The organism is Cloacibacterium sp. DMC96 (genome assembly GCF_056313765.1).
In genome coordinates this window covers 245,021-268,174 of sequence record NZ_JBQUZQ010000001.1, presented here as the reverse complement: position 1 = coordinate 268,174, position 23,154 = coordinate 245,021, and the positions used below count along the sequence as shown (strand labels likewise).

Below are 23,154 nucleotides of genomic sequence, written 5' to 3'. Positions count from 1 at the left end.
TTAAAAGTTTCTCACGGATTGCGCAGATTTTTAACACAGAGAGCACAGAGTTTTTTCACAGAGAACACAAAGATTGAATTTTATGTTTGTCATTCCGTAGGAATCTAAAATAGTTTCAGATTATTTCTAATATTTTAAGTTTTGGCTAAAGCCAAATGCGTTGTTAATTAAAAAGTCGGGATTTCTTCGTCTCCGCTCAGAACCTGCGACTCTACTGAATAAAAAACCGCAGAAGAAACTTCTGCGGTTTATTCTAATTTTTCAATTTTTAATTTTCAATTCTATTACGCTTCACAAGAGCTACACGTTACAAAATTCACCATGAGTTCTTTAGAAACGGATTGTGAACGCTGGTAGTATAAAGTTTTTACCCCTAGTTTCCATGCTTCAATCATCAGATTGTTGACATCTTTAATGGCCAATGAAGCAGGGATATTCAGGTTCAATGATTGCGCTTGGTCGATGTACTGTTGGCGTTGTCCCGCTTGTGTAATGATTTCCATTGGAGAAATTTCTTTGAACGTTTTGAACACGTCTTTTTCGGTCTGTGTCAATTGTGTCATGTGTTGTACAGAACCGTGATTCAGCATGATTTCTCTCCAAACATCTTCATTGTCCAAGCCTTTTTCTTCGAGAAGTTTTGCTAAATATTTGTTTTTTCTCATAAAATTTCCTTTTGCCAAACCTGCTTTGTAGTAATTCGATGCAAAAGGTTCAATTCCTGGAGAAGTTTGCCCTAAAATTGCTGAGGAAGAAGTGGTAGGTGCGATTGCCATCGTAGTGGTATTGCGCATTCCATAACCTTTCAGCATTTCTGGTTCGCCATAAATATTCGCCAATTCTTTTGATGCTTGAATCGATTGCTCTTGAATTTGTTTGAACGCTTTGGCATTGAACATTTTCGCTTCCATGCTTTCAAAAGGAATCATATTTTTTTGCAAATAAGAGTGGTATCCTAAAACGCCCAAACCTAATGCTCTATGTCTCAAAGCAAATTTACGAGCAGAAGACAGGTAATAGTTTCCTTCGGTTTTTTCAATGAATTCTGACAATACTGCATCTAAGAAATAGATGGCTAATTTTACCGCGTTGGTATCTTTCCATTCGTCATACAATTCTAAATTCATGGAAGAAAGACAGCAAATAAAACTTTCATCAGCCGTAGAAGGCAACATAATTTCTGAACACAAGTTACTTGCATTGATTACCGCTCCAGAATCTTTGTATACTTGAGGTTTATTACGGTTTACGTTATCGGTAAAGAAAATATATGGAAGTCCTTTTTTCTGACGAGATTCTAAGACTTTTGCCCAAACTTTACGTTTCTCCATATCTCCATCAATCATGTCTTGCATCCAATAATCTGGAACGCAAACTCCCATAAATAAGTTCTGAATGGGGCTACCAATTTCTTTGATGTTTAAGAATTCTTCGATATCTCCGTGGTCAATGTCTAGGTATGCTGCAAAAGCTCCTCTTCTTACGCCTCCTTGAGAAACTACATCCATCGCAGTATCAAATAATTTCATGAAAGAAACGGCTCCTGAAGATTTACCATTATCGGTCACGGCTGTTCCTCTATGACGCAATTCACCAAAATAACCAGAAGTTCCTCCTCCGATTTTGGTCTGCATAATCACTTCTCCTAATTTATGCGTAATGCCTTCGATATGGTCTGGAACGTGAACATTGAAACAAGAAATAGGCAAACCTCGCTGAGTTCCCATGTTTGCCCAAACTGGAGACGAAAAAGAAATCCAACCTTTGGTAATCATTTCCTTAAACGCAGGAATGAGTTCTGGTTTATACAAGCGTTTTGCTGCCGCTGTAGTAATTCTGTCAATAGCGCCTTCTACGGTTTCTCCTTTTAGAAGATACCCTCTGTTCAGCATCTGTTCTGACTCTTCATTAAGCCACCAAATATCTAATTTTTCTTCCATATCGTTTAAATTTTTTCACAAAAAATGAATTCTAAATCTGCATTTAAAATTCAAGATTATTATTTATAGCAGAAAATTCTGCGAGTTTTAATTTTTATAAAATTATTGACGCTCGCTGTGCTCTTTGTCTAATCTTCCTAAAAAAGCTATAGCGAAAAATGAATTAAGCGTCAAAAAAAGGGAATCCCTTTTAGAACAAATCGTTAGCAGTGATGCTCTTATCGTGCTTAGTGTAATCTACTGGTCTTTTTGCAAAGAAGTCATCTAAAGAATTGGCGAAAACTTCTTCCTCGAACCAAGTCATTGGTCTGTATTGTTCTGGGGTTACGTTGTAACGGGTTTTCATGCCAATTTTTTTCAAAGAATCGTCTACTCTGTATTTCATAAAGTTGAGCAAATCTTCTTTTGAGAACATGTCTATCTCTCCCGCTTCGAAAATCCAGTCTAGAATTTTCGCTTCCAGTTCTACAGAACGGTCTACTAAACCATAGATATCTTCGATGTCTGCATCGGTCAATAATTCTGGTTGTTCTTCACGGATTTTATTGATTAAATAGATTCCAGCATTGGCGTGAATTTGCTCATCTACAGAAGTCCATGCGATGATGTTCGATACATTTTTCATGTACCCTTTGAATCTCGTAAAAGATAAAATCGTGGCAAACTGACTGAATAGCGAAACGTTTTCTATTAAAATAGAGAATAATAACAGTGAAGAAACGTACTCTTTATGATTGGTAGATTTCGCATTGGCTAAAACGGTGTTCAAATAGTCTATTCTCTCTCTGATGGCAGGAATTTCAATCACATTGTTGAATTCATCATTATATCCTAATACTTCCAATAATCTAGAATAAGCCTCACTGTGACGGAATTCGCATTCTGCAAAAGTAGCACCCAGACCATTGAGTTCTGGTTTTGGCATGTGGTTGTACAAATTTCCCCAGAAAGTTTTTACAGAAACTTCAATTTGAGCAATCGCTAAAAGCGCATGTTTTACCGCATTTTGTTCGTACGGCTGAAGATTAGAATGGAAATCTTGTACATCAGCTGTAAAATCTATTTCTGAGTGTACCCAAAAAGATTTATTAATAGCATCAACAAATTGTAATACTTCTGGATATTCAAAAGGTTTATAACTGATACGTTTGTCAAAAATTCCCATAGCTTGTTGCGTTTTTTTATTAATTATCTGATTAAGTCTGTTTACAAAAATAGAAATTGAAGTTATAAATCAAAAATGAAAACGCCTCATTCATGTTAAATTTTTGGTTTTTAGGGGCAAAAGTTTTCCACAATTACATAGAAGTTTGATGAATAAAGCCTTTGCGTGCACTTGGTACTTAAATAGGGCTTTTGCAAGGTATTTTTCATTAAACAATACCTTAAAAATTCTTTATTTAAAGCTATTTACAATTAAACAAAACTTTTTAAAATTTTTGCTCTTTTTTTATTGTAACAAGTTCCTAAAATTTACTACTTATTGCAAAAAAGCCCATGCTAGTCATCAAGGATTTACATAAGTCTTACGATATCGGTCATAATAAGTTGCACGTTTTGAAAGGAATTAACCTAGAAATCGGCGAAGGAGAGTTCGTTTCGATTATGGGAAGTTCTGGTTCTGGAAAGTCTACTTTACTGAATATCATTGGTATTTTAGATGAAAAAGACAGCGGAATCTATGAATTAGATGGCATTCCTATAGAACATCTCACCGAGACCAAAGCGGCAGAATACAGAAGCAAATTCTTGGGATTTGTTTTCCAATCGTTCAATTTAATTGGGTATAAAACTGCATTAGAAAATGTAGCGCTTCCTCTTTATTACCAAGATGTACCTAGAAAAGAGCGAAACCAACGCGCAATGGAATATTTAGAAAAAGTAGGTTTAGCACAATGGGCGAATCACTTGCCTAATGAACTTTCGGGTGGACAAAAACAGCGTGTAGCGATTGCAAGAGCTTTAATTACCAATCCTAAAGTGATTTTGGCGGATGAACCAACTGGAGCACTCGATTCTCAGACCACTCATGATATTATGAAACTTCTTCAAGATATTAATAACGAAGGAAAAACCATCATCGTAGTTACCCACGAACCTGATGTAGCGGCTCAAACCAAAAGAAATGTACATTTGAAAGATGGTGTCATTGAAACGGACGAGTATATACTGCAGGTGGTTTTGTAAAGATACGAGATATGAGATGCGAGATGCGAGATGCGAGATTTTGAAAAATCGAAACAAATAAATAAATATGTTTGATATAGACCGTTGGCAAGAAATTTTCAGTTCTATTCGCAGTAATGTATTGCGAACGGTGCTCTCTGGGTTTACCGTAGCGCTGGGTTTATATATTTTTATTGTTCTCTTTGGTATAGGAAAAGGATTGCAAAATGCCTTCCAAGAAGGATTTACCAGAGATGCACAAAATCTTATTTCCATTTTTACTGGAAAAACAACCATTGCCTACGAAGGCTTACAAGCTGACCGAGAGGTAACCCTCAATAATAGTGACTATAATGCTATTGTAGATGCACATCCTGAAAAAGTGCAGTATTCTACTCCGCGATATTCTACCAATCTTAATGTAAAATATGGAAAAGAAAGTGGTTTCTACCAAATCAGCGGAGCCAATGATGAAGAAGTAAAAATAGAGAACCGACAATTACTCAACGGAAGATTTATCTCTCCAAAAGATATTGACGAAAAACAAAATGTAGCCGTAATCGGTAGAATGGTACAGCGTGACCTTATCAAAAATGGAGATCCTGTAGGAAAAGAACTCGAGATTAACGGTAGTGTTTTCAAAGTGATAGGCGTTTTTTCTGATGATGGTGGTGACTGGGACGAACGTATGATTTCCATCCCTATTTCTACGCTTCAGCAAATGAAAAAAGGTTCTGATACGGTGAGTACGGTGTACATTGCCTATGACGAAAAACTAAATCCTGAACAAGCCCTCGCTTATAGTGACCAACTGAAAAAAGAATTAAAAGCCAGAAAAAAAGTTTCTCCAGATGATGAAAATGCCGTGGTCGTAAGAAACAGAGCAGAAGGTTTGAAAGATTCTTTCCAATTTTTATTTGTCATTACCATGATTGTGGGATTCATTGGTCTCGGAACTTTATTGGCAGGAATTATTGGAATTAGCAATATCATGGTGTATATCGTGAAAGAAAGAACTCAAGAAATTGGGGTAAGAAAAGCCATCGGTGCTAAACCGAGAAGCATTGTCACTTTGATTATTCAAGAAAGTATTGTGATTACGGTGATTTCTGGATTAATCGGCGTTGCATTAGGCGTTTTGACTTTGAAATTAATTGGCAATAGTTTAGAAGAATATTTCATCAAAGACCCAAGTGTTGGTTGGCTATTGATTACCGTAGCATTTATTAGTTTGGTGATGTCTGGATTGCTTGCTGGATTTGTCCCTGCATACAGAGCGAGTAAAATAAAACCGATAGAAGCATTGAGAGCGGAGTAAAATTTGATAATGTGGTAATTTGAAAATTTGATAATGAAATAATCACTCTAATCTCGGAACACGAAACTCTAAACAAAAATTAGAAATGAACATCATATTCAAAATAGATACGTGGCAAGAAATTTATTATTCACTTAAAAATAATAAACTTCGTACTTTCCTCACCATGATTGGTGTGGGTTGGGGTATGTTTTTATTTGTCAGTTTATTGGGTGCTGCAAAAGGTATGGAAAACGGTTTTGACAAATTATTTTCTGGATTTGCGACCAATTCTATTTTTATGTGGGCACAGAATACTACTATTCCTTATAACGGTTTCCCGAAAGGCAGACAACTGAGTTTGCACCTTCCTGATATGGATTTGTTGGAAAAGAAAATCCCACAGATTGATTATATTTCACCTCAAAACTCCAGAGGAAATTTTGGAAATCCCGGTGAACAAATGAACCGCAACGGAAAATCTACTACCTATACGCTTACTGGAGATTATCCAGCAGGAAATAAAATTTCTGAAAAGAAATTAATCTTCGGAAGATATCTCAATGATGCAGATGTTACTGCCAGTAAAAACGTAGTAGTCATCGGTGAAGAAATTTATAAAAACTTCTTTGATGCTAAGAAAAATGAAAATCCTATTGGGAAATCTATCAACATCAAAGGTATTTTCTTTAACGTTATCGGTGTTTATAAAGTAGCCAAAGCTGGTGGACCAATGGATGATGATACCACAGCATACATTCCGCTTTCTACTTATACTAAAATGTACAATGATGGAGACAAAGTAGGCTTTTTTGCCATCGTGAGTAAACCAGAAGCCAATCTGGAAACCGTAGAAGAACAAGCCAAACTAGAACTTAAAAAGAAAAACAACGTTTCTCCTGAAGACACCAACGCTTTTGGAAGTTTCAACTTGGGGAAAATGTTTGGGAAAATGTATGGTTTTTTAACAGGAATGCAATTGCTGACCATTATTGTAGGAGCGCTTACGATTTTGGCGGGTGTGATTGCGATTTCTAACATTTTATTGATTACCGTAAAAGAAAGAACCAAAGAAATAGGCATCCGAAGAGCTTTGGGAGCGAAACCTTCTGAAGTAAGAAATCAGATTTTGCTAGAAAGTGTGGTGATTACCTTAACTTCGGGACTATTAGGATTTATTTTCGGAATTTTCCTTTTGATGATTATCAATGCGATGACTCAAAACCAAGATGCTTTCCCATTTTATAATCCTACGGTAAATTATTCACACGTTTTTGCAGCGATGGCGGTGATGACGATTTTAGGGCTTCTCATCGGGATGATTCCTGCACAAAGAGCCGTGAAAATTAAACCGATAGAAGCTTTAAGAAGCGAATAATCAATGTGAATTTGCCATCGTGAATTTTTTCTTTTGGAAAAATGAATGGTGAATTAAAAAATAAATTAAAATTGACAATAATTAAATATTTCATATAAAATGAAAAACTTAACCTTCAAAAAAGTAGTTTATATTCTCTTAGGTTTGCTTTTTGCAGCTGGACTTCTGATGGGAATAAGTTACCTGATTAAATCTAATTCTAAAGAAAGCGAAGCTTTTCTGACCAGAAAACCATTCGTGCAAAATTTAGATGATAAAGTAATGGCTACTGGTAAAATAGTTCCTAGAGAAGAAGTAGAAATTAAGCCGAATATGTCTGGGATTATAGACAAAATCTTGGTAAAAGAAGGCGACCATGTTTCTGCAGGAGAACTTATTGCTACCCTTAAAATTGTGCCGAGCGTTCCTCAGGTAAATGCTGCTCAACAAGAAGTGCAAAATGCTAATCTTCAAATTAACAATGCTAAAATTAATTTGGCAAATCAACAACAGCAATTTGCGATGCAACAGCGTTTGTATACTCAAGGTGTAATTTCTAAACAAGAATTTCTTACCGCTCAACAGCAATTGCAATCCATGCAAAATCAGTTGAAAAACGCGCAACAACAATTACAAACCGCTCAGAAAAATCTACAAATCGCTAGAACTGGTGTTGCCGAAGGTTTACAAAGTCTTGCTACTACTCAAATTCGTTCTAAAGCCACGGGAACGGTACTAGAAGTTCCTGTAAAAGTTGGTTATCAGGTAATTGAAGCCAATCAGTTTAACGCTGGAACTACTATTTGTAGTGTTGCAGACCTTAACTCTCTTATTTTTGAAGGAAAAATAGACGAAGCTCAAGCTGGAAAAATTAAGGAAGGCATGGAGATGAACATCGTCATCGGTGCTTTACAAAATAAAACTTTCCCAGGAAGAGTAACCATGATTGCACCAAAAGGAAAAGATGAAAACGGAACCATCAAATTCCCGATTGAAGGAGACGTTTTTAACCCTAATAATGAATACATTAGAGCAGGATTTTCTGCCAATGGTGAAATTGTTTTGAGCTCACAGAAAAACGCTTTACTTCTAGACGAAAGTCTTATTCAATATGAAAAACAAAATGGTAAAGATGTTCCTTTTGTAGAAGTAAAACAGAAAGACGGAAAATTCAAAAAAGTAACCGTAAAACTGGGTGCATCTGATGGAATTAACGTACAAATCCTTTCAGGAATTACTAAAGATTCTGAAGTAAAAGTTTGGAACCCATCTGATAAAGACAAAGAAGAACTCAAAGAGAAGAAAAAATAAAACTGCCTAATCATACAAATGAAAAATGAAAAGACTCCAACAAATAATGTGGGAGTCTTTTTTATTTCTTTTAAAAACAAAATTGCACTTACTTCACCATTAATTTTTTGGTTAGTACTTCATTTGCAAATTTCATTTTTAAGATATATGTCCCAGAAGATAATTTGTTTTTAAATGGTAGGTCTATTTCATTTAGACCAATGATTAAATTAGAGATTTTGCTTTGGAAGACTTGTTTCCCCGAAATATCTATCACAGTAATTTCTACATTGCTTTTCTTAGGAAGAAAAAACTGAATATGTAATTTATCTACTACTGGATTTGGTGCAACAATAAGATTAAAAACACCTTGAGAAGAAATTTCATCTACCCCTAATGTATTAGAACAAACACTAGGATTGCCCGTACAACTCCACCCCGATTGAACGGTACAAGTATTATTGCAACCATCGCCATTCACCATATTTCCATCATCACATGATTCTCCACTTTCCACCAGTCCGTTTCCGCAAACTGCTATTTCTACCTTACAAGTATAGCTGCAACCATCGCCATTCACCGTATTTCCGTCATCACAAGTTTCACCACTTTCCACAATTCCGTTTCCACACATGGTTTCAACTGTACAGGTATTGCTACAACCATCACCATTTACCATGTTCCCATCATCACATGATTCTCCATTTTCCACAATACCGTTTCCACAAACCGCTGTTTCTACCTTACACGTATTGCTGCAACCATCGCCATTCACCGTATTTCCGTCATCACATGATTCTCCACTTTCCACAATTCCGTTTCCACAAAAAGCCTCAACTGAACAAGTATTGCTGCAACCATCACCATTGACCATATTTCCATCATCACATGATTCTCCACTTTCAATGATGCCATTACCGCAGATAGAAGTTGTGGTTAGATTTTTAGAAATTTTTATAGATTTTTTATTATTAAAAAGAAGGTTTCTAAGAACGTTGCTTTTTTGAAAACCTATAATGTTTTCGAATTGTTCATTTTTGCTATCGTATTTAATTATCGCTGGAACTCTGTTTACTCCGTAATAAGCGGCAATTTTTCGTCCCTCTTTAGTCGTTATGTCTATTACAGACACATTAAATTTTGATTTAATTTCATCTGATAAATCAGCATTTTTCCCTATTTCCTCATCTAATTTCATACAATAAGGACAATCTGGACGGTAGAAAACCACCAATGAAGATGCATTTTTCATCGGTTTATTCTGTAAAGTCTTGAATAAGTCGTTGGCTTGAAAAAGGACAAAGAAAAATAGTCCTAAAAAAGTAAATTTAAGTTTCATGATTGTATTTTTAAGTTCTTACAAGAACAAATATAGAAAAAACCCCAACATTATTTGTTGGAGTTTTTCTTTTGAGCCTTATTTTTAGGTTTTTTCATTTTAGATTTTACCAATTCTATTCTTTCCATCAGAAAATCAGTATATTTTTTATTGGGTGCCATTTTCTTTGCTTTTTCAAGAGCTTTCAGTGCTTTTTTAAATTGTCCTTGCTTTTCAAAGAAGATGGCTTTTCTGTAGCGTATTCTAGATTGATCAATTCCTTTAATTTTTTTAGCATAATCTATCAGTTTTTTGCCTTCTTCATAATCTTCATTATTCAGCAAACAATCTATATAGAACAGCGGTGTAGAAACAGAATCTAGTTTCACTTGCATGGCTTCTTCGAAGTAAGATTTTGCGGTTTCATAATCTTGCAAAACTTCAGAATACACCCTTCCTAAAAGACAAAGACTCTCTGCATTATGGTCATCATAAGACAAGGCATAATTCAGTGCTTGCATGGTATCCTCTAGGTTATAGGGAAAATTATCTAAGGCTTGAAAATAGTATTTGTTTGTTGTCATTTTTTTACATTTTAAAAATTTTCTTGGGATTTCCTCTTTCCAATTGGAGATGATTCATCCACTGATTTTGTTTTTGTGCCGAAGATTTTTTGGCATTTATTTCTAAAATCTTCAATTTTAATCTTTGTACTGCGATTTTTTTATTTTCCAATTGAGAACGAGAATCCATCGCTACCACTTGAATTTTTGTAGGCAAATGCGTCACGCGGACTGCGGAATTTACTTTGTTCACGTTTTGTCCACCATTTCCCGAACTTCTCATGGTTTGAAATTCGAGTTCTTTTTCATCGAGTTCAAGTTCAAAGAAATTTTCGATTTCAAAAACGCCAATGAACCAATTTTTACGTTGATGATTAGGTCTAAATTTACTTTTCCCAATGAATTGAATGCTTCCTTTCCAAGAATTTAGAAATTCAGGATTCTCCTCTACTTCAAAAGTAATCGACTGGAAACCTGAAACTTCACCTTCTATCATTTCTACCACTTTGTAGTCCAATTTTAGAATTTCCATTTCTTTTTTCATCAGATTAAAGGTTTCTTGTACGAAAAATTCGCATTCTACAGGTCCTTTTCCTGAGGTGATTTGAACGATATTTTTATTTTTTTGTTTCATATAAGTTTTGGCTAAAGCCCATTTGTATTTTTGATTTTTTAAGTCGGGCTAAAGCCCGACTCTATTGATTTTCACTTTTCCATTCTCACGATTCTCGGTTGAAAAGTTCCTAGAATATCTACCAAATCTTGTTGAGCATTCATCACCTGATTGATGTCTTTGTACATCATGGGCGCTTCTTCTAAACTCCCACCGATTAAGGTTACTTTATGCTTTTTCAATTCTTCTTTCATCTCTTTTTGGGTGAAAGCATTTTTGGCAAAATTTCTAGCATGTTTTCTTCCTGCTCCGTGAGAAGCCGAATGAAGAGAAGCAGCATTTCCCCTGCCTTTTACAATAAAACCTTTGCTGGTCATAGAACCGGGGATAATTCCCAATTGCCCTTCTGAAGCTGGTGTTGCTCCTTTTCTGTGAACAATCAGTTCTTCTCCGTCCACATTTTCTTTCCACGCAAAATTGTGATGATTTTCTATTCTGGCTTTCAATCTTCCTCCCACCGCTTTTATCAAGCGTCTGTGAATATCGGCATGACAAGCAGCAGCGTAATCTCCCGCCAAATTCATCGCAATCCAATATTCTTGTCCGAGATGTGTTTCTACATCTAGCCAAGCCAAATGTTGCGCTTCTTTTGGAAGCGGACAATTTTCTACCGCCACTCTTGTGTAATATTGTGCAATCTCTGCTCCGAATCCTCTGGAACCACTGTGCGAGAGAATTCCCACGTATTTTCCTTTGGGCAAACCAATTTGTTCGTCATCTTCTAGAATTTCTACCTCTCCGAATTCTACAAAATGGTTTCCACCACCTGAAGTTCCCAATTGTTTGATGGCTTTTGATTTTAATCTTCTCAAAATTGGCATTAGGTTAAATGTTTCATCATCAAAAATTTCATTTTCTATGTGCGTTTTGTGCACTTCGTACATTCCGAATTTGGTATGTTCGGCTAATGCTTTTTCGTATTTGTTCTTTGCTCCATCTAAGTAAGAAACTGGAGTATCTAAAATACTCAAACACATTCTACAACCAATATCCAAGCCTACTCCATAAGGAATTACGGCATTTTTGGTTGCCAAAACTCCACCAATTGGCAGACCATATCCGAAATGTGCATCTGGCATTAATGCACCTTTTACCGAAACCGGAAGTTTGAGCGATGTATAAAACTGATTGACTGCATCTTCTGAAATTTCCTCTCCGAAAATTTCAAATGAAACTCTGTTGTTCAAGAGCATTCTTTTTTCTGTTTTTTGACTGGTTAAAAGTTCTTCTGCAATTTGTCCTAGCATTAGATTGCTTTTAAATTCTTCTGGTTGAAGTAAAATTTCCTTCAAAATATTTTTCACGTAAGCGGTATTCTTATTGGCAAAATTTTTCTTTGCCACTTCTAAAGCTACCGTCACGGATTTATTATTAGGATATCCCAATTTCAGGATATCTTTACCTTTTAGTTTTAAATTTCCCATTGTTTTATAATTGATAAAAATGTTGGATGACTGATTACAGGAATCATCATCTTAAAAACTCTGGATGTATTCTAAAAAATTACATCGAGAATATGCCAACAAAAAAATTGATGGTAAGCCTGCATTCAAGAAAATTTCGGGGAAATTTATAGAACCTTGTATCAAAATAAAACCCGAAATTTTACAACTTCGGGTTTCTATATTTCATTATTGATTACAATTTTAGCTGAAAACGAAAACACCGAAGCGTACCACAGAAAGTGGTAATCCTACTGAAGATAAATTGTGAAATTTGAACATTTTGCTTCGTTTTTTTAATTGTTAAACTTTGTTTTCGGGTGCAAATATAAAAGGATTTTTTTGGAATTCGCAAAAAAACTTTGAAAAAATATTTTGAAAGCCAGCAAATTAGCTTTTTTTCTTCCTCGTAAGAAGCACGATATTTAAGAATAAAACCAATAAAGTAAGAGAGACAAAAATGCTTTGATTTACATTTTCGAGCTTATTCTTTTCTATCACTTTTTCGGCGATGTCTGATAGTTTTTGACTTTGGTTTAAAAAGGTTCTCACCTCTATTTTTTGGTCTTCTTCTTTGTTCTGAACACTGTGTTGGGAAAAGTAAACCAATTTATTTTTTACATTGTAAGCAGCCACCCAAAATTCATTAGAATTGCTCATCACAAAATAGTCTATTTGGTAATGATTGGTTCTTACTTTGCCTAAATGTTTGGTGAGAAATTTATTTTGGTCTTTGTCGATAACTTTTATGGCATAAATATCGAGCGGTTGATTCACTCTGTTAATCACCTGAATCGACATGGATTTTTCTAAAAAATTACTGAAACTCTTTTGAAAAAACCAATATCCGAAAAATGCTAAACCTAAAATTACAATAAAAAATCTGATATTTTTAGCCCATCTCGCTCTGGCTCCTGTTTTAAATAAACTTAAAATAAGAGCTAGAATTAAGAGGAAAAGTAAAACAAAATTGAGACTATTCATTCTAACAAAGATATTGTTTTTGGTTGACTTTTGAAAAAATCAGAAATTCCTAAAATTCCACATTCCATTCTTTATAAAATTCATCAAGAAATTGCAACATAAAATCGTGTCTTTCTGACGCGATTCTTTTTGCTGTTTCGGTATTCATTAAATCCTTGAGCAACAATAATTTTTCATAAAAATGGTTGATGGTGGTTCCGTTTGATTTTTTGTACTCTTCTTTGTTCATGCCAAGATTCGGCTTGATTTCTGGATGATACATCAAATTATTTTTAAATCCACCAAAATTGAAAGTTCTTGCAATCCCAATTGCACCAATCGCATCAAGACGGTCTGCATCTTGTACAATTTGTAATTCTAAAGGAGGATTTTCTGGTGCTTCTGCTCTATTTTTAAAAGAAATATTTTTGATAACAAACAACACTTGCTCTATTAATTCAGCATTTACATGAATTTCTTCGAGAAAATCTTTAGAAATTTTGAGTGCCAAAGTTTCATCACCGTTGTGAAACTTAGGGTCTGCAATATCGTGCAATAGCGCAGAAAGTTCTATTACTTCTAGATTTCCGCCTTCTTTTTCGGCAATTTTTTTAGAGAGTTTCCAGACGCGTTCTATGTGAAACCAATCGTGTCCTGCTTCTGCACCTTCTAGTTTTTCTTTAACAAAATTTATGGTAAGGGTAATGTGATTTTTCATGTTTCAAAACTACGAAAACCAATCGAAAACCATGCTCCAAAGTTTACTGTGTTTTGCTCTAAAAAAATTAATGTGCCCTATTTCTTCGCCATTGCTTTCGTGAGGATGCACGGTTCTGTAAATAGGTTTCATATTGACATACGTTTCGTTCATGAGCAGTTTCATTCCCGTTTCTGTAATCCAATCATCATCTTGCATGTTGAGATATAAAACCTCTTGATGTAAATTTTTAGAGAAATTCTCCGTTTTTTCGAGTAATCGATTTACGGATTTTCGGTTCATGATGAGAGTTCGCCAATCATCTGAAACGCCTTTGGGTAAAGATTCGCCTAAATTCACAAAATACGTCTTGAAATATCCTTTTACTCGAGTTAAAACGGGCTGATACAATCCAAAACCTAATAATCCCAACATTTTAATTCTTGGAGAAAGATGCCCAAAATAGGTATTTTGAGTAGCAACGAAACAGAATTTTTCAAAAATTTCTGAACCTTTATTCATTCCAAGAATTAAAGCGCCCACAGAATGCCCAATTAGAAATTTTCGGTGATGAGGATAACGCTCCTCTATAAAATCTGTAACGGCTTTATAATCTGTATTTCCCCAAGTTCTCATGCTCGCTTTAAAACCTTTGAGCTGGTCTGGTTTAGAAAGCGCCACTCCTCTGTAATCATAGGTAATTACCACAAATCCTAGGTCTGCAAAATGTTGTGCAAAAGAGTAATATGTTTGTTGTTTAACGCCAGTTGCAGAATTCACCAACAGTAGTTTCCCATTCGCATTTTCTGGCTCAAAAAGAGTTGCGGTGATGGGATATTGGTCTTGAGTATGGATGGTAATGGTATTATTCATAAGAGAAAATCTGTGGAAATTCTGTTTCCAAAAATATCTAAAAAAAGAAGAGAATTCCAAAAATTTGAAATTCTCTGCATATTATTTTTTGGTAAAAATTACAAACCGAAATCTTTTAATTTGGGCAATCCTGTTTGAGAACCTCTTTTTTGTGCCACTTTTAGCGAAACATCATTCCCGAATTTCACACAATCATCTATCTCATTTCCATGACATAACGCGATGGAAAAACCAGAAGTGAAAGCATCTCCCATTCCCATTTTATTGGGCATATCTTCTGGGTCGTTTCTGTGGTATTTCATCTCCGAACCATTGTGATAAATGGTAGAATTGGCATCGTCTCTTACAAAAAGTTTATTGGGATATTTTCTTAAAATTTTTTCTCTAGATTCTTCCCCAAAAATGATGGAAAGTTCATTGCTTTTAGCCACGATAAAAGAGGCATAGTCTAAAATTTCTTCTGAAATTCTGGCAGCTGGAGAAGCATAAATTCCCAGTTTTTTGTTGTATTTTTTGGCAAATTCATACGTTTTTTCTACCACATTCATCGGAATTTCTAACTGAGTAAGCACTAAATCTGCTGTAGAAAAAAATCTTTCTGCACTCTCTAAATGCTTTGGCTCTAGACAATAATTGGCAGAAGGAACTACTACGATGGCATTTTTACCGTGAGCTGCAGTTACATAAGCTGTTCCTGTAGCGTGGTCTAAATCTTCGTGTACAAAACCTACGTTTACATTTTCATCTACTAAATTTCTAAGAATTTGTTGACCATAAGGATCCATTCCTACGCAACCAATAAAAAATGTACTTGCTCCTAATCTCGCTGTTCCTACTGCTTGATTGGCTCCTTTTCCTCCAAAAAAGGTTTCAGATTTTTGGGCGATTACCGTTTCATTAGGTTCTGGATGATATTGCGTATTGAGGACTAAATCAATAGAAGAACTTCCTACAACTATAATTTTGGGCTGTTCTGCGCTTACTTTCATTGAAGTTTAATTTTAAGAAATTTTGAAATAGGTTTAAAATTTCAGCGTTTGGTCTACAACAAAATTAGTCTTTTTTTGTTTCGATAAGAATAATTATTCAGATTTTATTTCAATAAATTCTGTAATGATTTTAACCGGTTGATTTTCTGCACCAAAACCAATATAACTTGCATAGAAACCTTCTCCATATCCTGTTTCGAAAGCAAAAATATTCCCTGGCTTTTCCTCATCTGGTTTTAGGAAGGCAAATTGGTCAATCGCTCCATTTTCATCAAAAAAATGCCCATGGAAAAACTCTTCGTAAATGCCCATAAAATCTGCTCCTTTTCTATGGAACAATCTATTTTCTAAATGATTAAGACTATCCTGAGTTTCTGCATCCATAAAACATCCCATTCCAGATTCTACAGGATATCCGAAAACTTCTTCTCCTTGCAAATCTTCAATATGTTGACCTTCTGTAGTTGCCATTTTAAAAGTTGTTGCCTCCTCATTTTGAAACACTACCTCTACATAAGCAATACAATTGCTGTCTCTTTCTTTGTGTACAAAAACAGGAAAATCACCTACAGGAAAATGAATCACAAATTCCTTCATGTCATGGGTAATCAAGGGGTCACAAGCGACTAACTTTCCGCTAGGAAGATGAATTTTTCCTGCCTCGAAAGTTTCTAGCATGGGATTTTCTACAAAATTTTTAGAAAAAAGTTTTGATATGTTTTCTAGGTGTGACATGATTCTGATGGATGTTTGATGAAAGGAAGTTGGGTGTGGTCTCATGCAAAATGCAAAAGAGCACCTCACATCAGACTTCCAATCCCTACAATGTTTTTAATTTTTCTTCTAAAATTGCAATTTTATCTTGCGCATCTTTTTGTTTTTTGCGCTCATTTTCTACCACTTGAGCAGGAGCACCAGCAACAAATTTTTCGTTAGATAGTTTCTTTTCTACCGAAATTAAAAATCCTTTTAAGTATTTTAGTTCTTCTTCTGTTTTTGCTTTTTCTTCGCCTAAATCAAGGTTTTCACTCAATGGAATAGAAACTTCTGTAGCTCCTACTAAGAACGTGAAACTTGGTTTATCAGTTTTATTTCCGAAATTAATTTCAGAGATGTTGGCTAATTTTTTTACCACCGCTTCATTTTCGAAAGCAACAGCATTGGTAAATAATTCTACGGCTTCTCTAGGCGAAATTCCTTTGCTTTGACGGTAGTTTCTAACGCCAGAAATCAATTCTTTAGCCGTTTCAAAGGCTTTTATATTTTCTTCGCTGAAAGATTCTGCTTTTTTCTGTTGAGCAATCACCAAAGCTTCTTCTGCGCTTCTTTCTGAAATGGCTTGGTACAATTCTTCCGTTAAAAACGGCATGAAAGGATGCAATAATCTCATTAATTCTTCGAAGTAAATGATGGTTTTATCGTAAACTTCCTGAGAAATTCCTTCTCCATAATTTGGTTTAATCGCTTCTAAATACCAAGCACAGAAATCGTCCCAAATCAGTTTATAAATCAAATGCAATGCATCAGAAATTCTGAATTTTGAGAATTGGTCATTGATTTCAGCAATGGTTTTATTCATTTGGTTTCCGAACCATTCTATCGTCTGTAAATCTGCTTCATTGGCTGGTTTGTCTTCTTTTTTCCAACCTTGAATGAGTCTGAAAGCGTTCCATATTTTAGTCGCGAAGTTTCTTCCTTGCAACATTAAGTCTTCATCAAAAAGTAAATCATTTCCAGCTGCAGAGCTCAGTAAAATCCCTACTCTTACTCCATCTGCTCCATATTTTTCAATCAATTCTATAGGGTCTGGAGAATTTCCGAGTGATTTAGACATTTTTCTGCGTTGCTTATCCCTTACAATTCCTGTGAAATATACATTTTTGAAAGGAACTTCTCCTTTAAATTCTAATCCTGCCATAATCATTCTGGCTACCCAGAAGAAAATAATATCTGGACCAGTTACCAAGTCAGAAGTCGGATAATAATAATTGATGTCTTCATTGTTTTCGTCTAACATTCCATCAAAAACGGACATTGGCCATAACCAAGAAGAGAACCATGTATCTAGAGCGTCTTCGTCTTGTTTTAAGTTGTCAGTTGTTAGTTGTTGGTTGTTGGTTTTTTCTTTGGCTAAGACCAAAGCTTCTTCTACATTTTCTGCAACTACATAATCCTCACTTCCTTCTCCGTAATAATACGCTGGAATTTGTTGACCCCACCACAATTGACGAGAGATATTCCAATCTCGGATGTTTTCCATCCAATGTCTGTACGTATTTTTGAATTTTTCTGGGTGGAACTTCACCTCATCATTCATTACTACATCCAAAGCTGGTTTCGCAATTTCAGACATTTTCAGGAACCATTGTTGAGAAATTTTTGGTTCAATTACAGCTCCTGTTCTCTCAGAAGTTCCTACTTTATTTACATAATCTTCGGCTTTTACCAAAAGATTATTTTCTTCTAATTCTTTAGCAATCAGTTTTCTAACCTCAAATCTATCTTTTCCGTTGTAATGCAAACCGTGTTCATTCAGTTTACCATCATCATCTAATGCATCAATCATTGGCAAATTATGCTTTTGACCGATTTCGTAGTCATTAATGTCGTGAGCTGGAGTGATTTTCAACGCTCCAGTTCCGAATTCCATGTCTACATATTCATCTTCAATAATTGGAATGACTCTATTTACAATCGGAACGATTACATTTTTACCTTTCAGATGCGCATATTTTTCATCATTTGGATTTACACAAACCGCTACGTCACCGAAAATAGTTTCTGGACGAGTGGTAGCCACAGAAATAAACTCTTCAGAACCCTCAATTTTATATTTAAGGTACCAAAGTTTCCCATTGAGTTCTTTATAAATTACCTCTTCATCAGAAATATTGGTTTTGGCTTCTGGATCCCAGTTCACCATTCTATAGCCTCTGTAAATCAAACCTTTATTGTATAAATCAACAAAAGATTTGATGACTTGAGCAGATAATTTCGGCTCCATTGTGAAACGCGTTCTGTCCCAGTCACAAGAACAACCTAATTTCTTTAATTGTTCAAGTATTGTTCCGCCATATTTATGCGTCCAATCCCAAGCGTGAACTAAAAATTCATCTCGGGTAATATCAGACTTATTAATTCCTTCAGATTTCAGTTTTGCCACCACTTTAGCTTCAGTAGCGATAGAAGCGTGGTCTGTTCCCGGAACCCAAAGTGCATTAAACCCTTGCATTCTGGCTCTTCTGACCAAAACATCTTGAATGGTATTGTTTAACATGTGTCCCATGTGAAGAATCCCCGTCACGTTGGGTGGCGGAATTACAATCGTATAAGGAGGTCTGTTATCTGGAGTAGAGTGAAAATAATTGTTTTCTAACCAGTAATTGTACCATTTCTGTTCTGTTTCCTGAGGATTATATTTTTCTGAAATTTGCATAAAATTTTAAATAAAAATGAGTTTGGCTTGTAATTTGCAAAAATACGATAAAATGTGAATTTTTAAATGGTTAAAGCTCTTCTTTTTGAGAATTTTGGAATAAGAATCAGACAAAGTAAAATAAAAAAGAAGAATTTAGATTTAATTACAGAATTTATTTATAATTTTGAACTTTAATTTACAACAAAAAACTTTCTAAATATGAAAAAATTTATGGGCGGTTTGTTGCTTATCGGAGGTTTTGTTTTCTCTTCTGCACAAACTATTTCTTTTGAAAAAACAACTATTGATTACGGTACTGTTCCTGTGAATGCAGATGGAAACAGAGTTTTTACTTTTAAAAATACTGGTGACAAGCCTTTAATCCTTTCTAACGTACAGCCAGGTTGTGGTTGCACCGCTTCTGAATGGCCAAAAGAGCCAGTGATGCCTGGAAAATCTGCACAGATTAAAGTTCATTATAACACTGCAAATGCTGCTCCTTTCAAAAAATCAATCGATGTATTTTCTAACGACCCAGTAAACGGAAGAGTCGTTCTATACATCCAAGGAACAGTAGATGCAAATGCTAAAGCTGAAGGAGCAAAAAATCAACCCGCTTCATTGCCTAAAAAATAATTCTTACAAAAAATTATTATACAAAAACCGACTCTAACCAGTCGGTTTTTTTTTATTATCTTTAGTTGAACAAAACACTTCAAAAATGGACATCAATTTCACAGATAATTTTCTTGTAAAAGAAACTCAAAAATTCAATCTCAAAGATTTCAACACCGATTATAAAGGCGATCTCACCAAAGAAGAAGGTCAAAAAATGCTAGATGCTGAGAAGAAAAAACTCTATGAACTTCAGGAAAAGCTTTACGCAGATGGAAGCCAATCACTTTTGGTAGTGATACAAGCGATGGATGCTGCCGGAAAAGACAGTTTGATAGAACATGTTTTCGGTGGAGTAAATCCGCAAGGTTGCGAAGTAACCAGTTTTAAAACACCAACTTCTAAAGAATACAATCATGATTTCATCTGGAGGCATTATTTGGCTTTACCAGAAAAAGGGAAAATAGGAATTTTCAACCGAAGTCATTACGAAAGTGTTTTGGTGTGTAAAGTACATCCTGAATATAATCTAAGCGAAAAAGTTTGGAAATCTACTAACGAAATCGATGAAAAATTCTGGGAAAACAGATACGAAAGCATCAAAGATTTTGAAAAACATTTAGCCAGAAATGGAACGAAAATCGTGAAAATTTTTCTCCACGTTTCCAAAGAAGAGCAGAAAAAACGTTTCCTAGACCGAATTGCTGAGCAAGAAAAAAACTGGAAATTTTCTATTGGTGATTTAAAAGAACGTGCCGTTTTCGACCAATATATGAAGGCTTACGAAGAAGCCATTTCCGAAACCAGTAAAGATCACGCACCTTGGTTTGTGATTCCTGCAGATCAAAAATGGTTTGCCAGAGTGGCGGCTATACAAATCATTATAGAAACGCTGGAAAAAATGAATCTGCAATATCCTACTCTTTCAGAAGAAGAGAGAGCAGGATTAGACGATGCCAAAAAACTATTGGAAAGTGAGAAGTAGGTAAAGGTAAAGTTTGAGGTTAAGATAATCATTCAAAAAAATAATTTTATGAAAAAATACATTTCGGTTTTGGTATTATTTTTAGGGATTTTTGCAATGGCACAAGTTCCCAGATTTACGAAATATGATGTCGCTGAAACCGGTGCTCAACTCTATTTACCAGCAGTTCCCACTTGGGAAAAATCTCTTTCTGAAGATAAAAGTGAAATCTACTTAACTTCTGTGATTTTTGGTGAAGTAGAATATGGTGCGATTATTATCCGTCTAACTGAGGAAACGGCAAAAACCAACCAAAATCCTGAAGCACTGATGGAATCTTATGTCAATTTCTTGAATGAAAATGTATTTAAATTTTCTAAAAAGACAGATTTCGGGAAAGGACATACTTTGCAAAACCAACCAGATGTAAAAGGAATTTTAGAATATGCCGAAACTGAAGATGGCACAAAATACACGGTAAAATCTTGGACGAATCCATCGATGATTGCGGTAATGTATGTGGCTTCTAAAAAAGAAGTGAACATTAATTTTCAGGAGATTTATTTTAATGGATTTAGGTTTAAGAAATAGGAGTTTATAACAATTCATAAAACCCGAAATTCAGAACTAAAAACCCACGAGAAAAACGATAAGCCGGATTCTGTTTCCCGATGAATCGGGACGCTTGTTATTTATCTACGGTTTACATTACTGCAAACCTTGAGCTGGTTACCCCTCGATTTTCGGAGCGAGCTACTCCTATTTTTAGATTGCTCTAAAAAGCATCGATATACTTACCATTGCATCGCATAGAGTTTACCTGGTTTCACTACAGCCGAACTGTACTTGCTTTCTGTTGCACTTGTCCTCGTCTCACGACGGAAGGTTGTTAACCTTTATGCTGCTCTGTGATGTCCGGACTTTCCTACCCCAATTTCTTGGAATCAACAAGCTGTTTTTCTCGTGGAGTGCAAAGATACGGAAATTTTGAATGTTAGATGTCAGATGTTAGAGGTTAGAGGTTAGAGGTTAGAGGTTGGATGTTGTGGAATGTATTTTTATTATTCTGAACCCTTTCTGCGTTTTACAGATTCCTCAAAAAACGCAGAAAGGGTTGGTTGTATTTTTCACTGAAAGTTATTTTAAAAAAAATTGGTTTCTAAAAATCCCTAAACTTGCGCCCCGAGTTGAGCGGAGCTCTTTTTGTTTTTTGTCATTCTGAGCGAAGTGGAAGAATCTAAAAAACAAAAAAGCAGGAGCGGAACGAGAAAACTAACGAAGTGGTTCGATGACTTTAGGAGTCAAATTTGGCGCCCAAGAAAAAAATTGCGCTTTCACATTCATTAATGAGCGCATTTTCTTATCTTCGTTCTTTAATTTCTAAAAAATTGGATTCTAAACAAAAAGAATTTTCTAAGTTGGTAAAGGAAAATCAGGGGCTTATTATAAAAGTCTCCAGATTATATACCAATTCTCTGGAAGATGAACAGGATCTTTTTCAAGAAATTGTGTTACAACTTTGGCGCAGTTACGACTCATTCAAAGGACAATCCAAAATTTCTACTTGGATGTACAGAGTAGCGCTCAATACGGCCATTACGCTTTTCCGAAAGAAGACAAAATCTCCTCAAACTGATGAGTTGATGGATTTTCACCACAGAGATTATGTAGAAGATGATGACGAAAAGCAACAACAAATTACCCTGCTTTATAAGGTGATAAAAATGCTCCCAAAAGTAGAACGTGCGATTGTGATGATGTATTTAGACGATTTGCCTTACCGTGATATTGCAGAAAACCTAGGGATTACGGAAGTAAATGCCCGTGTAAAAATGAACAGACTCAAAAAAACACTTAAAGAATTGATGACTCAACATGCTTAATGAAGATTTCAATATAGACCAATTTAAAAAATCTTGGCAGGAACAACCCGTTTCTGATGTGTATAACACGTCTGAAATAGAAGGAATGCTCAACAAAAAATCTACCAACTATGTAAAATATATTTTCTGGATAAGTTTGGCAGAATTTTTATTTTTCGCCATTGTTGGGATTTGTACGATTTTTTCTACCCAAAGAAGCAATAGTTTTACTAATATTTTAGAAAAACTTGGAGTCCAAATGAATGATGATGTGGAAATGAATTTTGAGCATCTTTATTTTGCCTTGAAAGTCTTTAGTTTAATGATTACCGCGATTTTTGTTTTTCTTTTTTACAGAAATTACCTAAAAATTAAGGTAGAATGCAATTTGAAAAATTTTATTCTCCAAATTATCAAGTTCAAAAGAACCGTTAACCTGTTTATCTTTACTAATATTGGTTTATTGATTATTTTTTCGGGGATTATTACTTATTTCATTATGAATGTGTTGCAAGCTCAAAACATTCATTTAAACCAAGCCACTTTAATAGGATTTATCACAGGAATTGTGATAAGCATTGGTTTAGGTGTTCTTTTGATTTGGCTTTATTACAGAATTGTTTACGGAATTATTATGAGCAGACTGAGCAGAAATCTAGAGCAATTGCAAAAAATAGAACAGGAACAATAAAAAACAAAAAACCTTCAGCATTACTGAAGGTTTTTT

General features: G+C 35.0%; 20 protein-coding genes, 1 other RNA gene and 1 pseudogene. 9 read left to right on the top strand and 13 right to left on the bottom strand.

Going from position 1 to position 23,154, the window contains the following annotated elements:
• Positions 1-284 precede the first annotated feature (284 nt).
• A complete protein-coding gene (locus tag ACT53I_RS01240; RefSeq protein WP_104794328.1) occupies positions 285-1,940 on the bottom strand; it encodes a ribonucleoside-diphosphate reductase subunit alpha in 1,656 nt (551 codons plus the stop codon).
• A 190-nt stretch (positions 1,941-2,130) separates the two neighbouring features.
• Positions 2,131-3,105 carry a ribonucleotide-diphosphate reductase subunit beta gene (locus ACT53I_RS01235; protein ID WP_104794326.1) on the bottom strand — a complete coding sequence of 325 codons (975 nt, stop codon included), beginning with the start codon at positions 3,103-3,105 and terminating at the stop codon, positions 2,131-2,133.
• 332 nt (positions 3,106-3,437) lie between these two features.
• Between ACT53I_RS01235 and ACT53I_RS01230 the strand changes: the two genes are divergently transcribed.
• The 4 genes from ACT53I_RS01230 to ACT53I_RS01215 all read left to right on the top strand — a co-directional run bounded on the left by ACT53I_RS01230 (position 3,438) and on the right by ACT53I_RS01215 (position 8,071).
• On the top strand, positions 3,438-4,127 hold the full coding sequence (locus ACT53I_RS01230) for an ABC transporter ATP-binding protein (RefSeq protein ID WP_476078064.1): 690 nt from the start codon (positions 3,438-3,440) through the stop codon (positions 4,125-4,127).
• A gap of 67 nt (positions 4,128-4,194) precedes the next feature.
• Positions 4,195-5,424 carry an ABC transporter permease gene (locus ACT53I_RS01225; RefSeq protein ID WP_476078063.1) on the top strand — a complete coding sequence of 410 codons (1,230 nt, stop codon included), beginning with the start codon at positions 4,195-4,197 and terminating at the stop codon, positions 5,422-5,424.
• An 85-nt stretch (positions 5,425-5,509) separates the two neighbouring features.
• Positions 5,510-6,781, top strand: coding sequence for an ABC transporter permease (locus tag ACT53I_RS01220; RefSeq protein ID WP_374449270.1), 1,272 nt, complete (start codon positions 5,510-5,512; stop codon positions 6,779-6,781).
• Between the two features lie 99 nt (positions 6,782-6,880).
• Positions 6,881-8,071: an efflux RND transporter periplasmic adaptor subunit gene (locus ACT53I_RS01215; RefSeq protein ID WP_476078062.1), complete on the top strand. Its 1,191-nt coding sequence runs from the start codon at positions 6,881-6,883 to the stop codon at positions 8,069-8,071.
• Positions 8,072-8,159: 88 nt separating this feature from the next.
• On the opposite strand, the gene ACT53I_RS01210 is transcribed toward ACT53I_RS01215, so the two are convergent.
• From ACT53I_RS01210 to ACT53I_RS01165, 10 genes and pseudogenes are all read right to left on the bottom strand, one after another.
• The gene (locus ACT53I_RS01210) at positions 8,160-9,389 is read right to left on the bottom strand and encodes a DUF4215 domain-containing protein (RefSeq protein ID WP_476078061.1); all 1,230 of its coding nucleotides are present in this window, start codon (positions 9,387-9,389) and stop codon (positions 8,160-8,162) included.
• A gap of 50 nt (positions 9,390-9,439) precedes the next feature.
• On the bottom strand, positions 9,440-9,952 hold the full coding sequence (locus tag ACT53I_RS01205) for a tetratricopeptide repeat protein (RefSeq protein ID WP_476078060.1): 513 nt from the start codon (positions 9,950-9,952) through the stop codon (positions 9,440-9,442).
• Between the two features lie 4 nt (positions 9,953-9,956).
• A pseudogene (gene prfH / locus ACT53I_RS01200) lies at positions 9,957-10,583 on the bottom strand (peptide chain release factor H); the annotation flags it as partial.
• A 53-nt stretch (positions 10,584-10,636) separates the two neighbouring features.
• Positions 10,637-12,028 (bottom strand): RtcB family protein, encoded by a 1,392-nt coding sequence (locus ACT53I_RS01195; protein WP_476078059.1) that lies wholly within the window; start codon positions 12,026-12,028, stop codon positions 10,637-10,639.
• A gap of 408 nt (positions 12,029-12,436) precedes the next feature.
• Complete coding sequence (locus ACT53I_RS01190; protein WP_104794316.1) at positions 12,437-13,030, bottom strand: hypothetical protein; 594 nt, start codon at positions 13,028-13,030, stop codon at positions 12,437-12,439.
• A 49-nt stretch (positions 13,031-13,079) separates the two neighbouring features.
• Positions 13,080-13,727 carry an HD domain-containing protein gene (locus ACT53I_RS01185; protein ID WP_371488422.1) on the bottom strand — a complete coding sequence of 216 codons (648 nt, stop codon included), beginning with the start codon at positions 13,725-13,727 and terminating at the stop codon, positions 13,080-13,082.
• A gap of 9 nt (positions 13,728-13,736) precedes the next feature.
• Positions 13,737-14,579 carry an alpha/beta hydrolase family protein gene (locus tag ACT53I_RS01180; protein ID WP_476078058.1) on the bottom strand — a complete coding sequence of 281 codons (843 nt, stop codon included), beginning with the start codon at positions 14,577-14,579 and terminating at the stop codon, positions 13,737-13,739.
• A gap of 98 nt (positions 14,580-14,677) precedes the next feature.
• Positions 14,678-15,568, bottom strand: coding sequence for a ribokinase (locus tag ACT53I_RS01175; RefSeq protein ID WP_374449276.1), 891 nt, complete (start codon positions 15,566-15,568; stop codon positions 14,678-14,680).
• 93 nt (positions 15,569-15,661) lie between these two features.
• Complete coding sequence (locus ACT53I_RS01170) at positions 15,662-16,303, bottom strand: DUF4241 domain-containing protein (RefSeq protein WP_374449278.1); 642 nt, start codon at positions 16,301-16,303, stop codon at positions 15,662-15,664.
• Between the two features lie 85 nt (positions 16,304-16,388).
• Positions 16,389-19,004 carry a valine--tRNA ligase gene (locus ACT53I_RS01165; RefSeq protein ID WP_476078057.1) on the bottom strand — a complete coding sequence of 872 codons (2,616 nt, stop codon included), beginning with the start codon at positions 19,002-19,004 and terminating at the stop codon, positions 16,389-16,391.
• A gap of 201 nt (positions 19,005-19,205) precedes the next feature.
• Here ACT53I_RS01165 and ACT53I_RS01160 point away from each other — a divergent pair, with 201 nt between their 5' ends.
• From ACT53I_RS01160 to ACT53I_RS01150, 3 genes are all read left to right on the top strand, one after another.
• Complete coding sequence (locus tag ACT53I_RS01160; protein WP_213188443.1) at positions 19,206-19,622, top strand: DUF1573 domain-containing protein; 417 nt, start codon at positions 19,206-19,208, stop codon at positions 19,620-19,622.
• Positions 19,623-19,707: 85 nt separating this feature from the next.
• Positions 19,708-20,586: a polyphosphate kinase 2 family protein gene (locus ACT53I_RS01155; RefSeq protein WP_476078056.1), complete on the top strand. Its 879-nt coding sequence runs from the start codon at positions 19,708-19,710 to the stop codon at positions 20,584-20,586.
• A gap of 48 nt (positions 20,587-20,634) precedes the next feature.
• Positions 20,635-21,156 carry a hypothetical protein gene (locus ACT53I_RS01150; RefSeq protein WP_476078055.1) on the top strand — a complete coding sequence of 174 codons (522 nt, stop codon included), beginning with the start codon at positions 20,635-20,637 and terminating at the stop codon, positions 21,154-21,156.
• A gap of 43 nt (positions 21,157-21,199) precedes the next feature.
• On the opposite strand, the gene rnpB is transcribed toward ACT53I_RS01150, so the two are convergent.
• Positions 21,200-21,529: RNase P RNA component class A (gene rnpB, locus ACT53I_RS01145), an RNA gene on the bottom strand.
• 382 nt (positions 21,530-21,911) lie between these two features.
• Between rnpB and ACT53I_RS01140 the strand changes: the two genes are divergently transcribed.
• Complete coding sequence (locus ACT53I_RS01140; protein WP_069798872.1) at positions 21,912-22,448, top strand: RNA polymerase sigma factor; 537 nt, start codon at positions 21,912-21,914, stop codon at positions 22,446-22,448.
• Positions 22,441-23,118 (top strand): beta-carotene 15,15'-monooxygenase, encoded by a 678-nt coding sequence (locus ACT53I_RS01135; RefSeq protein WP_476078054.1) that lies wholly within the window; start codon positions 22,441-22,443, stop codon positions 23,116-23,118. The genes ACT53I_RS01140 and ACT53I_RS01135 overlap by 8 nt, the downstream gene beginning before the upstream one ends.
• Positions 23,119-23,154 lie beyond the last annotated feature (36 nt).

Excerpts from the sequence above, each read along its gene's own strand:
- ACT53I_RS01140 (WP_069798872.1), top strand. The coding sequence starts at position 21,912 with ATGAGCGCATTTTCTTATCTTCGTTCTTTAATTTCTAAAAAATTGGAT.
- ACT53I_RS01180 (WP_476078058.1), bottom strand. The coding sequence starts at position 14,579 with ATGAATAATACCATTACCATCCATACTCAAGACCAATATCCCATCACC.
- ACT53I_RS01195 (WP_476078059.1), bottom strand. The coding sequence starts at position 12,028 with ATGGGAAATTTAAAACTAAAAGGTAAAGATATCCTGAAATTGGGATAT.
- ACT53I_RS01165 (WP_476078057.1), bottom strand. The coding sequence starts at position 19,004 with ATGCAAATTTCAGAAAAATATAATCCTCAGGAAACAGAACAGAAATGG.
- ACT53I_RS01240 (WP_104794328.1), bottom strand. The coding sequence starts at position 1,940 with ATGGAAGAAAAATTAGATATTTGGTGGCTTAATGAAGAGTCAGAACAG.
- ACT53I_RS01135 (WP_476078054.1), top strand. The coding sequence starts at position 22,441 with ATGCTTAATGAAGATTTCAATATAGACCAATTTAAAAAATCTTGGCAG.
- ACT53I_RS01205 (WP_476078060.1), bottom strand. The coding sequence starts at position 9,952 with ATGACAACAAACAAATACTATTTTCAAGCCTTAGATAATTTTCCCTAT.
- ACT53I_RS01150 (WP_476078055.1), top strand. The coding sequence starts at position 20,635 with ATGAAAAAATACATTTCGGTTTTGGTATTATTTTTAGGGATTTTTGCA.
- ACT53I_RS01235 (WP_104794326.1), bottom strand. The coding sequence starts at position 3,105 with ATGGGAATTTTTGACAAACGTATCAGTTATAAACCTTTTGAATATCCA.
- ACT53I_RS01190 (WP_104794316.1), bottom strand. The coding sequence starts at position 13,030 with ATGAATAGTCTCAATTTTGTTTTACTTTTCCTCTTAATTCTAGCTCTT.
- ACT53I_RS01225 (WP_476078063.1), top strand. The coding sequence starts at position 4,195 with ATGTTTGATATAGACCGTTGGCAAGAAATTTTCAGTTCTATTCGCAGT.
- ACT53I_RS01155 (WP_476078056.1), top strand. The coding sequence starts at position 19,708 with ATGGACATCAATTTCACAGATAATTTTCTTGTAAAAGAAACTCAAAAA.
- ACT53I_RS01210 (WP_476078061.1), bottom strand. The coding sequence starts at position 9,389 with ATGAAACTTAAATTTACTTTTTTAGGACTATTTTTCTTTGTCCTTTTT.
- ACT53I_RS01215 (WP_476078062.1), top strand. The coding sequence starts at position 6,881 with ATGAAAAACTTAACCTTCAAAAAAGTAGTTTATATTCTCTTAGGTTTG.
- ACT53I_RS01170 (WP_374449278.1), bottom strand. The coding sequence starts at position 16,303 with ATGTCACACCTAGAAAACATATCAAAACTTTTTTCTAAAAATTTTGTA.
- ACT53I_RS01220 (WP_374449270.1), top strand. The coding sequence starts at position 5,510 with ATGAACATCATATTCAAAATAGATACGTGGCAAGAAATTTATTATTCA.
- ACT53I_RS01160 (WP_213188443.1), top strand. The coding sequence starts at position 19,206 with ATGAAAAAATTTATGGGCGGTTTGTTGCTTATCGGAGGTTTTGTTTTC.
- ACT53I_RS01230 (WP_476078064.1), top strand. The coding sequence starts at position 3,438 with ATGCTAGTCATCAAGGATTTACATAAGTCTTACGATATCGGTCATAAT.
- ACT53I_RS01185 (WP_371488422.1), bottom strand. The coding sequence starts at position 13,727 with ATGAAAAATCACATTACCCTTACCATAAATTTTGTTAAAGAAAAACTA.
- ACT53I_RS01175 (WP_374449276.1), bottom strand. The coding sequence starts at position 15,568 with ATGAAAGTAAGCGCAGAACAGCCCAAAATTATAGTTGTAGGAAGTTCT.